This window comes from Tenacibaculum sp. 190524A02b, assembly GCF_964036645.1.
GTDB lineage: Bacteria > Bacteroidota > Bacteroidia > Flavobacteriales > Flavobacteriaceae > Polaribacter > Polaribacter vairaonense.
This window is the reverse complement of sequence record NZ_OZ038525.1, coordinates 2,991,846-3,006,474: the sequence shown is the minus strand read 5'-3', so window position 1 is coordinate 3,006,474 and position 14,629 is coordinate 2,991,846. Positions and strand designations below refer to the sequence as shown.

Annotated in this window: 12 protein-coding genes; 8 read left to right on the top strand and 4 right to left on the bottom strand. The window is 32.1% G+C overall.

Features of this window, described 5'->3' with window-relative positions:
• The first annotated feature begins 557 nt into the window (after positions 1 to 557).
• Positions 558 to 1,634, top strand: coding sequence for an ABC transporter permease (locus ABNT65_RS12305; protein WP_348745954.1), 1,077 nt, complete (start codon positions 558 to 560; stop codon positions 1,632 to 1,634).
• A gap of 18 nt (positions 1,635 to 1,652) precedes the next feature.
• Here the strand turns inward: ABNT65_RS12305 and ABNT65_RS12300 are convergent, their stop codons facing one another.
• Entirely contained in the window at positions 1,653 to 2,108 is a 456-nt protein-coding gene (locus ABNT65_RS12300) for a hypothetical protein (RefSeq protein WP_348745953.1), read from the bottom strand.
• A gap of 257 nt (positions 2,109 to 2,365) precedes the next feature.
• Positions 2,366 to 3,163 carry a DUF2797 domain-containing protein gene (locus tag ABNT65_RS12295; protein ID WP_348703795.1) on the bottom strand — a complete coding sequence of 266 codons (798 nt, stop codon included), beginning with the start codon at positions 3,161 to 3,163 and terminating at the stop codon, positions 2,366 to 2,368.
• 90 nt (positions 3,164 to 3,253) lie between these two features.
• Here ABNT65_RS12295 and ABNT65_RS12290 point away from each other — a divergent pair, with 90 nt between their 5' ends.
• The 4 genes from ABNT65_RS12290 to ABNT65_RS12275 all read left to right on the top strand — a co-directional run bounded on the left by ABNT65_RS12290 (position 3,254) and on the right by ABNT65_RS12275 (position 6,759).
• Positions 3,254 to 4,762: a GH3 auxin-responsive promoter family protein gene (locus ABNT65_RS12290; protein ID WP_348737639.1), complete on the top strand. Its 1,509-nt coding sequence runs from the start codon at positions 3,254 to 3,256 to the stop codon at positions 4,760 to 4,762.
• A 164-nt stretch (positions 4,763 to 4,926) separates the two neighbouring features.
• Positions 4,927 to 5,478 carry a Crp/Fnr family transcriptional regulator gene (locus ABNT65_RS12285; protein WP_348737640.1) on the top strand — a complete coding sequence of 184 codons (552 nt, stop codon included), beginning with the start codon at positions 4,927 to 4,929 and terminating at the stop codon, positions 5,476 to 5,478.
• A 114-nt stretch (positions 5,479 to 5,592) separates the two neighbouring features.
• Positions 5,593 to 6,132: a hypothetical protein gene (locus ABNT65_RS12280; protein WP_348703799.1), complete on the top strand. Its 540-nt coding sequence runs from the start codon at positions 5,593 to 5,595 to the stop codon at positions 6,130 to 6,132.
• A gap of 54 nt (positions 6,133 to 6,186) precedes the next feature.
• Positions 6,187 to 6,759, top strand: coding sequence for a hypothetical protein (locus ABNT65_RS12275; RefSeq protein ID WP_348745952.1), 573 nt, complete (start codon positions 6,187 to 6,189; stop codon positions 6,757 to 6,759).
• Positions 6,760 to 6,864: 105 nt separating this feature from the next.
• Here ABNT65_RS12275 and ABNT65_RS12270 read toward each other — a convergent pair whose 3' ends face one another.
• Positions 6,865 to 8,565, bottom strand: a complete 1,701-nt coding sequence (locus tag ABNT65_RS12270; RefSeq protein ID WP_348737644.1) for a formate--tetrahydrofolate ligase — start codon at positions 8,563 to 8,565, stop codon at positions 6,865 to 6,867.
• 210 nt (positions 8,566 to 8,775) lie between these two features.
• Between ABNT65_RS12270 and secDF the strand changes: the two genes are divergently transcribed.
• From secDF to obgE, 3 genes are all read left to right on the top strand, one after another.
• Entirely contained in the window at positions 8,776 to 11,781 is a 3,006-nt protein-coding gene (gene secDF, locus ABNT65_RS12265; protein WP_348703802.1) for a protein translocase subunit SecDF, read from the top strand.
• An 86-nt stretch (positions 11,782 to 11,867) separates the two neighbouring features.
• Positions 11,868 to 12,986, top strand: a complete 1,119-nt coding sequence (locus ABNT65_RS12260; RefSeq protein ID WP_348745951.1) for an adenylate kinase — start codon at positions 11,868 to 11,870, stop codon at positions 12,984 to 12,986.
• A 95-nt stretch (positions 12,987 to 13,081) separates the two neighbouring features.
• Entirely contained in the window at positions 13,082 to 14,071 is a 990-nt protein-coding gene (obgE, locus tag ABNT65_RS12255) for a GTPase ObgE (protein ID WP_348703805.1), read from the top strand.
• Positions 14,072 to 14,137: 66 nt separating this feature from the next.
• On the opposite strand, the gene ABNT65_RS12250 is transcribed toward obgE, so the two are convergent.
• Positions 14,138 to 14,596: a pyridoxamine 5'-phosphate oxidase family protein gene (locus ABNT65_RS12250; RefSeq protein WP_348745950.1), complete on the bottom strand. Its 459-nt coding sequence runs from the start codon at positions 14,594 to 14,596 to the stop codon at positions 14,138 to 14,140.
• Positions 14,597 to 14,629 lie beyond the last annotated feature (33 nt).

The following is a 14,629-nucleotide window of genomic DNA, read 5'->3' as shown; positions in this document are numbered from 1 at the left end:
GTTTGCACTCTTTTTTATTACCATAAAAGTTGTTGATACAATTTCTATTCAATAGTTTTGGGTTTAGTTAAGTTCACTTTTTTTATTGACTATGGGTAAGTTTTTTGCATATTTCGGTACTTTTTACGAAGTGATAAAGCAATAAAAATTATCGAGAACGATTCATTTGTACAAAATGGATATTCATAAAAGATATTGCAATTAAAGTTTTTGGAAAAGTTTTAAAGAATAGTGATAAGCGATTAAAAGCAGTGCTTTTCAAATCTTTTTCGCAGTATAGAATTTAATACCGTTAAAAAATCTTGAAGCCTTGGAAAGATTTTAGGGATTAAATTCGGTTTTTAGCTAAAGCTAAAAAATACATTGAAAAAGTGCCTTTTCTTTTGGTTCGTTTTCTTTGGGCATGCAAAGAAAATGAACAAAGAGTTGATAAAAAAATACTAGCCATTGAGGTTTAGTTGTATAATGTATAAAAAGAAATGAGTTTTATTGGTAGCTCTCAATGCAGTTTTGTAGTGCCTTTTGAGTAAGTAATGAACAATAAAAAAGTATAATTTATGATAGAGTCCAATTCGCTTTGGCAAGTAGCATTACGTAAATTCAAACGTAATAAAACAGGTGTTGCAAGCTTTTTATATAGTATACTCTGTGGTTTTGTAGCAATATTTTGTTACTGGCTAGCACCAGACAATAGCAATTCGGCAAACCAAATGCATTTAGAAATCCATTCAAAATCACCAGGTTTTACTGTTACTATGCTGCTAATTCCGAATGTTAAAAAAGAAACTACCTCATGGTGGACTACCTTTATAAGCGGAAAACAACATGTGACTACTGAATTACCCATACAATCCTATAAGGTTTTAGATAAAGAATTAGAAGTAATTAAGTATGCAGATGGCTTACCTAAAAAATATGCCTTATCATTATTTAAAAACGCGCCAGAAAAATACATTCAAGAAAAAACATTTGTATTAGGTACGGATAAATACGGACGTGATTTATTAAGTAGATTATTAATAGGAACAAGAATTTCTTTCTTTATAGGTTTTATTGCAGTATTTATTTCTCTTATAGTAGGAATTCCCATAGGAGCTATAGCAGGATATTTTGGAGGAAAAGTAGATGATTTTATTATGTGGATTATAAATATCACATGGTCAATTCCTACATTATTATTGGTAATTGCTATTACACTAGCATTGGGAAAAGGATTTTGGCAAGTTTTTATAGCGGTAGGTTTAACCATGTGGGTTGAGGTAGCGCGTGTAGTAAGAGGACAAGTAATTACAGCTAAACAACAACAATACATTGAGGCAGCTAAAGCACTTGGATTTTCAGATTTGAGAATTATTTTTAAACATATCTTACCAAATATTTTAGCACCTATCATTGTAATATCAGCTGCTAATTTTGCCGCAGCTATTTTAATAGAAAGCGGATTGAGTTTTTTAGGTATCGGAGCACAACCACCAACACCATCTTGGGGAGCTATGATAAAGAATCACTATAACTATATTATTTTAGGAAAACCGTATTTAGCTATTATCCCAGGAATGGCAATTATGAGTTTAGTAATGGCATTTATGTTGTTAGGAAATACCTTAAGAGACGTGTTGGATGTGAAATCATAGACATTTATGTGTGCAGTTTTAATTTTTTAAAGGGATACTTATTTTTCCAGGAATTTCAATGGTAATAGAGTCTAAAGAAAATAAAGTTTCAATTTCAAATGAATTGTCGGATTTACTTTCGGGGATAAAACTATATTCAAATTGAGCATCTGTATAGTTTTCATAAATTAAAGTTCGTATTTTTTTATCACCTTTTTTCGTTATTGCATAGATATTATATTCTGGTAACTTTTGAATTGATGAAAAAACAAATTTAAACTTATTAGGTTTATTTGTTATTAGCTCATTGTTTTCTGATATTCCCCATAGATTAGAATTAATAAGTCTTTCATATGTTTTTTTGTTCAAGGAATCTAATAATTTTTTATTCAATTTTTCTAATTTAGATATTTTAATATTTAATTCCTCTAATTTTTTATTCTCACAAGAGATTGTCAGAACTAAAGCTAATAAAAGTATAATGTTTTTTTTCATTTTTCCAAAATTGAGTATGCTAAGAAAGGTAAGAATATTAAATTTCATGTTTCAAATTATCAGCTCAAACCAGAGACTCAATATCAAACTTACAACTAGTGACCAATTGCTAAAAAGTTTTTACACCTCAACCCCAAACCCTCAGACATCTGCCCAAGAACTAATAGCTAAAAGCTTTTACACTTCCACCTCATACCTTAAACCTTCCGCCAGCCTATAGCCAAAAGCCAACGGCTAAAAGCTAAAAGAAGCCAATACTATGCTTTCACTGTAATCTGAACTACCAACCCTTCATTAGCACGAATATTAAATACCGTTTGATCTTCAAAAATTAAATACTGACCTTTAATACCTACTAACTTGCCTTCGTAAGCCTCTTGCTTCACTATGTTTAAGCTTTTAGGTTTTTCAGGATACTGTTCCACAGGAAAATTAATAGCAGTCTCTTTGTTGTTTTCAATAAAGTAAGATTGTACTTCTTCAGGAATAAAAGGACGTAATTTTTCTTGCCAATCGTTTAAACTTTCATCTTCAATATCATTTTTTAGCATCTTACGCCAGTTGGTTTTGTCGGCAACGTGTTCCTTTAAAGCAACTTCCGTAATTCCTGCTAAATACCTATTAGGCACTTCTACAATTTCAATAGCCTCATGTGCACCTTGGTCTATCCATCGGGTAGGAACCTGACTCTTTCTAGTAACACCAACTTTAACATTACTTGAGTTGGCTAAATACACAATATGTGGTTGTAATTGTGCCTTTTTTTCATACTCTAAATCTCTGTCTTCAATCCCCAAATGTGCCTTACTTAACTCAGGACGCATAATCCAATCACCAGCATGAGCGGTTTCAAAAAAACACTTTTTACAAAAACCTTGACGATAAATAGGTTTTTCCAACGTACAACTTAAACATTCATAAGTAACAAAACGCAATTCAAGAGTTTTATGAAGTAGCTGATTCATGTTTAAAAAATCAGATTTCATATCTAAATAATACTGTACGGTATCTAAATGCTCCGTAGCCATTTTTTTTAATACTCCTTGATATTGCATTTCTTAAATTTTATTACTTTTAGCTAAATTTTTTGCGGTTATCGGTATAATTACATAATAACAACTACAAAACACAAACTTAAAAAATATATGGCGTTTACGTTTATAAATTCAATCATTTCTTGGTTTTTAAAAAAACGAAAACATCAAGTAGAACTTTTTTTAAAATACCCTATTGATGTACAAAATGAAGTTCTACATAAGTTATTAAATACTGCTAGAAGTACGGAAGTAGGTAAACAATATGGATTTCCGTCTATTGGTTCGTATGAGGAATTTGCTACAAAAGTACCTATTCAAAAGTACGAAAGTATTGAACCTTTGATAGAGCGCTGTAGAAAAGGAGAGCAAAATATATTTTGGCCTTCACAAATTCGTTGGTTTGCTAAATCAAGCGGAACTACCAATGCAAAAAGTAAATTTATACCTGTAAGTGATGAAGCAATAGAAGGTTGCCATATGAAAGCAGGAAAAGATATGTTGTGTTTGTATATTAATAACAATGAAAACGCACAGCTATTTACAGGAAAAAGCTTGCGTTTAGGAGGAAGTTCAGCTGTTTATGAAGATAATAATTCCTATTTCGGAGATTTATCAGCCATTATCATAGAAAATATGCCTTTTTGGGCAGATTTTAGTTCGGCGCCCAAACAAGAAGTGGCTTTAATGAGTGAATGGGAAACAAAGATGGAAGCCATTATTGATGAAACGATTCATGAAAATATTACAAGTTTAGTAGGAGTGCCGTCTTGGATGTTGGTTTTACTAAACAGAGTATTAGAGAAAACAGGAAAAGACAATATTTTAGAAGTATGGCCTAATCTAGAAGTGTATTTTCATGGAGGTGTAAATTTCAACCCATACCGAGAGCAATATAAAAAACTAATTCCTAAAAAAGATTTTAAATATTACGAAACCTATAATGCTTCTGAAGGTTTTTTTGCAATTCAAGATAAAAACAATTCCGAAGAACTTTTGCTAATGTTAGATTATGGTATTTTCTATGAGTTTATTCCTATGAGTGAATATTGTGGAGAAAGTTCAAAAGCCATTCCGCTTTCTGAGGTAAAATTAGGAGTCAATTATGCAGTAGTTATTACTACCAATGGAGGGTTATGGAGGTATTTAATAGGAGATACGGTAAAATTTACATCAATAAGACCGTATAGGCTGAAAATAACTGGAAGAACTAAGCATCATATCAATGTATTTGGAGAAGAGCTGATTATTGAAAATACAGAGGAAGCGTTAAAAGCTGCCTGTGAAAAAACACAAGCTACGGTTAAAGACTATACGGTAGGACCAGTTTTTATGAATGGAAATAAACAAGGAGCGCATGAGTGGGTTATTGAGTTTGAAAAAGCACCAGAAAGCATTTCGTTTTTTACGGAATTACTAGATAATTCGCTAAAAAGTTGCAATTCAGATTATGAAGCGAAACGCTACAATAACATGACGCTTACTATGCCCAAAGTACACCAAGCTCGTGAAGGACTATTTTATGATTGGTTAAAAGAAAAAGGAAAACTAGGAGGACAGCATAAAGTGCCTAGGTTATCTAATAAAAGAGAATTTGTGGAAGAATTGTTAAAATTATAGTTTTTGTTTTATTGTTATGAATTCAAAATACAGCTTGTTGCGTGTTGAGGTGTCATGTCGAGTGATTTTTATGATGACAAGGAAGAAAAATTGTGCTTCGGTTGTACTCAGTAGAACTATCGAGACATTATTGTGTAATTTTATTAATTGAAATCAAATTATATATGCTTTCAGAAAATCCCTCTTTAATACTTGAAAACCCAGAATTTGCGGAAGCCTTGCAAGAGGTAATGGTGTTTAAAAAATTTCCTAAGCATCATATAATTCATGAAGCTGGACAAATATGCAATCACTTTTACATTATTACTTCTGGAATTGGACGTGTTTTTTATTATAAAGAAGACAAAGATATAACGGTTCATTTTGCAGCCGAACAGGAAAGTATTACTGCTATTGATAGTTTAATTCAACGAAAAAAAAGCAAATACCATATTGAGGCTTTGGAAGATATGGAGGCTTTTGCAGTTCATATTGATGAATTAGAAAATATATTTGAAAAACACCCAAAATATGAACGTTTTGGACGTTTGTTTTTACAGCAAATTTATATTGAATTAGTAGAGCGTATAGATGATTTACAATTGCATACAGCTCAAGAACGTTATACTATTTTGCTTCAAAAAAAGCCTTATTTATTTCAAAGAGTTTCGTCTAAACACATCGCTTCTTTTTTAGGAATGACCGCAGAAACACTAAGTAGAATACGAGCAAAGTAGTTTCTTGATAATTGTCAAGTATTTTAGAATTCTAAGGGAATACCTTTGTAGTAATAACAAAGTTTACAAGCATTAACAAGTTAGTGGTTTGTAAAATAATAATTTATTTACTACATGACTATAGCACAAAAACTTCAAGACTTTTACACAAAAAATAATTTATCTACTAATGGAGGAGGAGAAGATGATTGGTTTTACTTGCACTTTAAACTTTTTAGTCTCAAATTACCCAATCCTTCTTTTAGAAAAAAGATTATTCATATTCATGATGTACAACATGTATTGTATGATTGTGATGTAACTTGGAAAGGAGAAGCTTTTATCGCAGGATGGGAAATTGCTACAGGAATGTGGAAACAGTTTCCAATAGGTATTATGAGTTTATGGGCAATGGGCTTTTCATTGTTTGTTTATCCTAAAGAAGTTTTTAAAGGCTATGTTGAGGGCTCCAAAGTAAATGGACTTATTGATTTGAATATTTCAAAAGAAGCGTTGTTGCAATTAACACCTCCAGAATTAAAGGAAAAGTTAACAAAAACAAGACCTCAAAGGTTTGTATATATAAAGTATACTTTTTGGGTACTGGTTAGCTCTCTTATTTTGTTAGCACCAGTTTTGTTGTTGGCTACTGTAGGTTGGTTATTGGTATTCTAACGGTTTAACTTTTATATTTATGTTTTATAATTGTACTGAAAATTAATAAGTGTAATGACAGCTCAAATATCTGATAGTTTTGTTTTTAAAGAAGAATCTTATTCATTAACAGGTTTTACAGAGGAAATAGATTTTCATCCTGAGAACTATAATATTTCAATTAAATCTGTTAGTTCTGCGTGTTGGAGAGGTTTTGTTAGAGAATTTAGTATTGAGAATGATGAACTGCTTATTAAGAATTTTAATGTAAATAATGCTGAGGTGGCTGTTAATTTTTTTCAGCCAATTATCAATGGTATAGTACCTAAGCGTAACAAAGGAAAGTTTAACTTTTTTAATAAGAGTTATGAAAATATTGACTTGAAAATCAATTATACTGGAGCTATTTTAATTGGAAAAGGATTTATTAGTGAGTTGTATGTCCATATGGGATTTCATCCTGCTTGGAAATATGAAACGGTTTATGAATTGACTTTTGAAAAAGGAAACCTGATAGCGTATATAGATTTATCAGAAAAGCTAAAAGAGGTTAGAAAGGAATACAAAACTCAAAAAAAGAAAACAGAGGAGAGTGATATTTCTGAATGGATTAAAGAAACATTTAATCAAAAATATACAAAGGGATGATGTTGTTTTATTGGTTTAAAAACAACAGAACATGGTAAGCCTAAAAACTAAAATAGCACCCGATAGAGGTGCTATTTTTAATATATGATGTATGTTGTTTAAGAATTAAGACAATCCAGAAATTACGCCTTCATTATCAATAGACATTCCTTCAGAAGCAGGAATAGCAGGTAAACCAGGCATACGCATCATTTTTCCTAAAATAGGAATGATGAATTGTGCTCCTGCTGCAATTTCTATTTCTCTTACAGTTACTGTAAATCCTTCTGGACGACCGATTAACTTGTCGTTGTCTGAAAAAGATTTTTGAGTCTTCGCCATACAAACTGCAAAATCATTAAAACCTAAACGATCAATTCTTCGTAAGTTTAATTGCGCTTTTTTACTATACTCTACTTTATCAGCGCCATAAATTTCTTTAGCTATGGTTTCTATCTTTTCGGTTACAGGACTTTTCCAGTCATATAAAGGTTTGTATTGTGTTGCTTTATTTTCAACAACATCGACTACCGCATTCGCAAGGTTTTTAGTTCCTTCACCGCCTTTAGCCCAACCTTCAGAAACAACAGCTTGAACACCTAAAGCAGCACAAGCCTCAATAACAAAGTTTACCTCTTCTTTAGAGTCAGAAATAAATGAGTTGATAGCCACTACTGGTTCAATATTATATTTACGAATATTTTCAATATGCTTCTCTAAGTTTTTAAAGCCTTCTTGAACACGTGCTAAACTAGGAGTGTTGTACTCTTCTTTTGGTGAACCTCCATGGTGACGTAAAGCACGAACGGTAGCAACTAAAACCACACATTTAGGATTTAAACCAGCATATGCCGATTTAATATTTAAAAACTTTTCAGCACCTAAGTCAGCTCCAAAACCAGCTTCGGTAACTACATAGTCAGATAAAGATAATCCCATTTTAGTAGCAATAATCGTGTTGGTACCTTGTGCAATATTAGCAAAAGGTCCACCGTGAATAATTGCAGGATTTTCTTCTAAGGTCTGTACTAAATTAGGTTTAATAGCATCTTTTAGTAAGATAGCCATCGCATCCTCAGCTTTTAAATCTCTAGCAAAAACAGGTTTTTTATCAAAAGTAAAACCAATAAAAATATTTCCTAAACGCTCTTTTAAATCGTCAAAACTAGTCGCCATACATAAAATAGCCATTACTTCAGAGGCTGGCGTAATATTAAAACCATCTTCTCTAGGTATTCCATTAGCAGTACCTCCTAAACCAATGGTGATTTGACGCAAAGCACGATCGTTCATGTCAATCACACGCTTCCATAAAATGGTTCTAGGGTCAATATTTAAATTGTTAGTTTTACTTTGTAAGTTGTTGTCTATTAAAGCAGATAATAAGTTGTTAGCTTTTTCAACTGCGTTAAAATCACCTGTAAAGTGTAAGTTAATATCCTCCATAGGTACTACCTGAGAGTAACCACCACCAGCAGCACCACCTTTAATTCCAAAAACAGGGCCTAAAGAAGGTTCACGTAAAACTACGGTAGCTTGTTTTCCTACTTTGTTTAACCCTTCAGTTAACCCAATAGATACGGTAGTTTTTCCTTCTCCAGCAGGAGTAGGTGTTAAAGCAGTAACCAAAACTAAATTATTTTGAGCTACTTTACTATCATCAATCAAATTTAAAGGAAGTTTAGCTTTGTACTTTCCGTACATTTCTAAATCATCTTCTTCAACGTTAAGCTTATTAGCAATGTGTTTAATATGCTTTAGTTCTTTAGCTTGCGCTATTTCAATATCAGTTAAATGCTTTGCAGCAACATCTGAAGTATTTGCCATTATTATATGTATAAGTTGTTAGAGTTGTTTGCTGTGCTTAAAAAAGCATGTAAATATACATAATATAAAAAGTTTGGCTGTGTAAAAATGCTGTCAAATCTTCGTTAAATCCCTGCTAATGGTATAAATATACCAAAAGAATTGCCAAATCTTTTTTGAAATACTATATTTGCGCGTTTAAAAATAAAGTCGATTTTAAATTATTAAAAAATGCAAAACAAAGGTCTTATTAAATTATTTGCGGTCCTTTTTGGATTGGTGAGTATTTACCAGCTGTCGTTTACATTTTTTGCAAACAAAGTAGAAAGTAATGCTGAAAAGTTTGCCAAAGAAAATGTATCAGACAATAACGGTAGAGCGTTAGCTACATTCGAAAGAAGGTACTTAGATAGTGTCGCAAATAAAGAAGTAGTAAATTTAGGAGTTGCCAAATACACCTATAATGATATCCGAGACAAGGAAATGAACCTTGGATTAGATTTAAAAGGTGGTATTAATGCAATTTTACAAGTATCTGTAAAAGATATCTTGATTGGATTATCTAACGATTCTAAAAATACAGTTTTTACTAAAGCGTTAGCAAAAGCTGATGAGGATCAGAAAGATAGTCAAGACAATTATTTAGATTTATTTTATAGCAATTTCGTTGAATTATCGGAAGGTAAAGTTAAGTTGAGTGATCCAAGTATATTTGGAACTAAATCGTTACGTGATAAAATCGACTTTAACAAAACTAACGAGCAAGTAAAATCGACTTTACAAGAAGAAATCAACACCTCTATAAACACTGCATTTGAAGTATTACGTAGCCGTATTGATAAATTCGGTGTGGTACAACCAAGTATCCAACGTATTGGAACCTCAGGAAGAATTCAAGTTGAATTACCAGGAGCTAGAGACATTGAACGTGTTCAAAAATTATTACAAAGTACAGCAGAATTACAGTTTTGGGAAGTATTTACTAATGCTGATGTAATTCCTTTCTTAGCACAAGCTAATGGAAAGTCTATTGAGTTATTGAAAGACAAAACTGCTGAGAGCACTGAAAAAGCTGTAGATTCAACTAAAAAAGGAGATAGCATTGATGATTTATTAGGAGAGTCTAAAGATTCAACTAAAGTACAAGATCAAAAAATGTTATTTAGCTATTTAAGTCCTAACCAACAACAAGTAAGTTCTGTAGTAGGATTTGCTAAGGTTCAGGATACGGCAAAAGTAAATAGCTTATTAAGAAATAAAGAAGTAAGAGCATTATTACCTAACAATTTACGTTATGTAAAATTCTTATGGGATTACAAGCCATTCACTCCAGAAAAAGCAGAAGGTGCTGAAGCTGATGATGACAATGCAGCTATTATTAGTTTATACGCAATCAAATCTAACAGAAAAGGTGAAGCACCTATTGAAGGAGATGTAATAGCAGATGCTAAACAAGATTATGATCAATTAAGCAAGCCTGTAGTATCTATGATGATGAATGGAAATGGTACTAAAAAATGGGCTAAAATGACTAGCGAAAACGTAGGTAAGTTTGTTGCAGTTGTTTTAGATGATTATGTATATACTGCACCTGTTGTTAATGGAGCGATTACTGGAGGAAGTACACAGATTTCTGGTGGACAAATGACCGTAAATGAAGCACAAGATATTGCAACAGTATTAAAAGCAGGGAAGTTACCAGCGCCAGCTCGTATTATTCAATCAGAAATAGTTGGTCCATCTTTAGGTAAAGAATCTATTAATGCAAGTATGTGGTCATTTGCTTTAGCAATTATCTTGGTATTAGCATGGATGGTATTATATTATGGTAAAGCAGGTTTATATGCAAACGTAGCTTTATTAGTAAACATCTTATTTATTTTTGGAGTATTAGCATCGTTTAATTCGGTATTAACTTTACCAGGTATTGCAGGTATTATCTTAACCATTGGTATGTCCGTGGATGCGAACGTAATTATCTTCGAAAGAATTAAAGAAGGATTATTTGGAGGAAAGAGTTTAGATGAATCAGTAGATGAAGGATTTAGTATTAAAGGAGCTTTATCTGCCATTATTGATGCAAATATTACTACCTTATTAACAGGGGTTATTTTATACTCTTTTGGAACTGGACCTATAAAAGGTTTCGCTTTAACATTAATGATTGGTATTATAACATCATTGTTTACAGCAGTATTCATTACTCGTTTATTTATTGATGGAGCGGTAACTAAGGGAACTGATTTAACATTCAATACAAATATTTCTAAAAACTGGTTTAAGAATATTAGCTTCGATTTCTTAAAGAAGCGTAAGTTAGCATACATTGTTTCAGGATTCTTTATTGCTGTTGGTTTAGTATCTATGTTAACCTTAGGTTTAAAGCAAGGAGTAGATTTTAAAGGAGGTCGTTCGTATGTAGTACGTTTTGACAAGGCAATGAAAGCTAATGAAGTGGCTGCTACTTTAAAAGATGCTTTTGGAACTGCACCAGAAGTAAAAACATATGGAGCAGATAACCAATTAAAGATTACTACCGTTTATAAAATAGACGAAGAAGGTAGGCAAGTAGACGAAGAAGTACAAAGTGCTTTATACAAAGGTTTAAAAACGTATTTAGGAGATACTTCTTATGAGAATTTCAAACCAGGATTTGAAAAAGCTGGAAATGGGATTATGAGTTATATGAAAGTAGAGCCTACCATTGCAGATGATATTAAAAATGCGGCATTATTAGCGGTAATCGGATCGTTAATCGTTGTATTCTTATACATCTTATTACGTTTTAGAAAAGTAGCGTTCTCTATTGGAGCCGTAGCTGCGGTATTCCATGATGTATTAGTAGTATTAGGAGTATTCTCTTTATTATACAAATTCATGCCATTTGATATGGAAATTGGGCAGTCATTTATAGCAGCAATTCTAACGGTAGTTGGATACTCGTTGAATGATACCGTGGTAATTTTTGATAGAATTAGAGAGTATGCTAATAATAGTAATTCATTTACAGCTAATTTAGTAGATAAAGCATTAAGTAGTACCTTAGGAAGAACGATAAATACATCGTTAACTACGTTATTAGTAATGTTAGCTATTTTCTTCTTTGGAGGAGATAGTATTAAAGGATTCATGTTTGCCTTAATTGTTGGGGTAGTCGTGGGAACATATTCTTCTTTATTCGTAGCAACACCAATTATGTTTGATGTAGCTAAAAAGAAAAAAGAAATTAAAGAATAGATTATAACAAGAGAAAATAAGAACCGTTTTGAATAAGTTCAAAACGGTTTTTTCATTTAATACCAAGCACCTATCTTTGCAGTCTTATGAACACAATTAAACTTCACGATTTATATTTTAAAGAATTCGTTTCAAAAAACGAAATAGCAACTATTGTTAAAGAATTAGTAAAAGAAGTAAAAAATGATTTACCTGAAGGAGAAGTACCTTTATTTGTAGGTATTCTTAATGGTTGTTTTGTTTTTGCTGCTGATTTTTTAAGAGAATTTGAAGGAGATTGTGAAATTTCATTTGTAAAATTGGCTTCATATGAAGGAACCAATTCTTCTGAGTCTGTAAAAAAGCTAATAGGAATTAATGAAGATTTAACTGGGCGTACTGTAATTATTTTAGAAGATGTAATTGATACAGGTACTACGTTACAAGAAATCTACGAAATATTTCAAAATAAAAATTTAAAAGAATTAAAAATAGCAACACTTTTCTTTAAGCCAGATGTTTATAAGAAAGAACTACCCATTGATTATGTTGGTAAAAATATTACTGACGCTTTTATCGTTGGCTATGGTTTAGATTATAATGGTTATGGAAGAAATTTGCCTGCTGTTTATCAATTAACAACACAACCCAAAATGAAAAACATTGTATTATTTGGCCCTCCAGGTGCCGGAAAAGGAACACAAGCTACTATTTTAAAAGATAAATATGATTTAGTACATATTTCTACAGGAGATGTATTCCGTTACAATATTAAAAATGAAACAGATTTAGGAGTATTAGCTAAAAAGTATATCGATGCTGGAGATTTAGTGCCAGATGAGGTAACTATTAATATGCTAAAAGCTGAGGTAGAGAAAAACCAAGAAGCAAAAGGATTTATTTTTGATGGTTTCCCACGTACAGAATCTCAGGCGGAAGCTTTAGAGGTTTTCTTAGAAGAAAAAGGAGCACAAATTAATGGAATGGTTGCTTTAGAAGTGCCAGAAGATTTATTAGTGCAACGTATTTTAAAGAGAGGAGAAACTAGTGGAAGAACAGATGATACGGACGAAGAAAAAATTAGAAATCGTTTTAATGAGTACAATACTAAAACGGCTATCCTTAGACATTTCTACGAAGAAAAAGGACATTATTATGGGGTAGATGGTGTAGGAACTATTGAAGAAATTACAGAGCGTTTATCAAACGTATTTGATACATTATAAATAAGAATTCAACTCTCTGCTATTGTCAGGTTGAGTGGAGTCGAAACCTAACTAAATACGGAAATTAAGTCCGTGTTAGTTGAAAAAACGAAAAAATGACTGAAGGAAATTTTGTCGATTACATAAAAATATACGCTTCTTCTGGAAAAGGAGGAAGAGGTTCTGCGCACTTACACAGAGAAAAGTTTGTGGCTAAAGGAGGACCAGATGGCGGTGATGGAGGAAGAGGTGGACACGTAATTGTGCGTGGAGATAAGACTATGTGGACACTTTTTCATTTAAAGTTTAAACGTCATTTTAAAGCAGAACATGGTGGAGATGGTGGAAGTAGTAGAAGTACAGGAAGTGATGGAAGTGATGTTGTAATCCCTGTGCCTTTAGGAACTATTTTTAGAGATGCTGATACTGATGAGGTATTGTTTGAGGTTACAGAAGATGGGGAGGATGTTGTTTTATTAGAAGGAGGAAAAGGAGGAAGAGGTAATTGGCACTTTAAGTCTTCTACCAATCAAACACCTAGATACGCCCAACAAGGAATAGAAGGACAAGAAGGTTGGTACAGAATTGAGCTTAAGATTCTTGCAGATGTAGGTTTAGTAGGTTTTCCAAATGCTGGAAAGTCAACTTTATTATCTGTTATTACGGCGGCAAAACCCAAAATAGCAGACTATGCTTTTACAACTTTAAAACCTAACTTAGGAATTGTAGAATATAGAAATCACCAAAGTTTTGTGATGGCAGATATTCCTGGGATTATTGAAGGCGCTTCAGAAGGAAAAGGTTTAGGGCATTATTTTTTACGGCATATAGAGCGTAATTCAGTGTTGCTGTTTTTAGTAGCAGCAGATAGTGATGACATAAAAAAGGAATATGAAATCTTGTTAAATGAACTTCGTAAGCATAACCCAGAGCTGCTAGATAAACAGCGCTTGTTAGCGGTTTCTAAATCTGATATGTTAGATGAGGAGTTGCAAGAAGAAATAATGCAGGAACTACCAGAAGATGTCGATTCGGTTTTTATCTCTTCAGTTGCTCAAACAGGACTTATGAAATTAAAAGATAAAATTTGGCAAATGCTAAATTAGAAAGTAAAAAGCTCGTTGTCTTATGATAACGAGCTTTTATTTTTATTCTAGAATTTTGTGTTTTTATTATTGGTTAAATCCATAGGTGTTTAAAGCGCTACTAATTTGTTCTTCTTCTGTGGTATCAGGATATAAAATGTATTTCGGAGCAATAATGGGTTTTACTTTTTCTATAGTAATATGTGTAATACTTTTAAAAGGAAATTTACCTTCCGTTATTTTAAGTAATACTTTTTCCATAACTTCAAAATCTGAATTAGAGCTGTCAACAAGAGTTGCTTTTCCCTTAATTTGAAATCCTTTTTGAACTAAAATATCGATAAAGCTAATACAAATAGAAGTATTGTACTTAATGTTTTTAATTGTTTGTGGAGAAGCTATATTAGCTACAATAATACTATTATTTTCAAAGTAGTTAAAAACTTCTTTTGGTGAAACATTAGGGATTCCTTCTTTTGAAACAGTAGCCAACCAACACAAAACGCTTTGGTCTATAGCTTTTTTAATCTCAGTAGTTAATTGCATCGGAGCTTGTATTTAAAATATTAGGTATTGAAG

Coding starts and splice junctions, on each gene's coding strand:
- ABNT65_RS12305 (WP_348745954.1), top strand. CDS start 558: ATGATAGAGTCCAATTCGCTTTGGCAAGTAGCATTACGTAAATTCAAA.
- ABNT65_RS12300 (WP_348745953.1), bottom strand. CDS start 2,108: ATGAAAAAAAACATTATACTTTTATTAGCTTTAGTTCTGACAATCTCT.
- ABNT65_RS12295 (WP_348703795.1), bottom strand. CDS start 3,163: ATGCAATATCAAGGAGTATTAAAAAAAATGGCTACGGAGCATTTAGAT.
- ABNT65_RS12290 (WP_348737639.1), top strand. CDS start 3,254: ATGGCGTTTACGTTTATAAATTCAATCATTTCTTGGTTTTTAAAAAAA.
- ABNT65_RS12285 (WP_348737640.1), top strand. CDS start 4,927: ATGCTTTCAGAAAATCCCTCTTTAATACTTGAAAACCCAGAATTTGCG.
- ABNT65_RS12280 (WP_348703799.1), top strand. CDS start 5,593: ATGACTATAGCACAAAAACTTCAAGACTTTTACACAAAAAATAATTTA.
- ABNT65_RS12275 (WP_348745952.1), top strand. CDS start 6,187: ATGACAGCTCAAATATCTGATAGTTTTGTTTTTAAAGAAGAATCTTAT.
- ABNT65_RS12270 (WP_348737644.1), bottom strand. CDS start 8,565: ATGGCAAATACTTCAGATGTTGCTGCAAAGCATTTAACTGATATTGAA.
- secDF (WP_348703802.1), top strand. CDS start 8,776: ATGCAAAACAAAGGTCTTATTAAATTATTTGCGGTCCTTTTTGGATTG.
- ABNT65_RS12260 (WP_348745951.1), top strand. CDS start 11,868: ATGAACACAATTAAACTTCACGATTTATATTTTAAAGAATTCGTTTCA.
- obgE (WP_348703805.1), top strand. CDS start 13,082: ATGACTGAAGGAAATTTTGTCGATTACATAAAAATATACGCTTCTTCT.
- ABNT65_RS12250 (WP_348745950.1), bottom strand. CDS start 14,596: ATGCAATTAACTACTGAGATTAAAAAAGCTATAGACCAAAGCGTTTTG.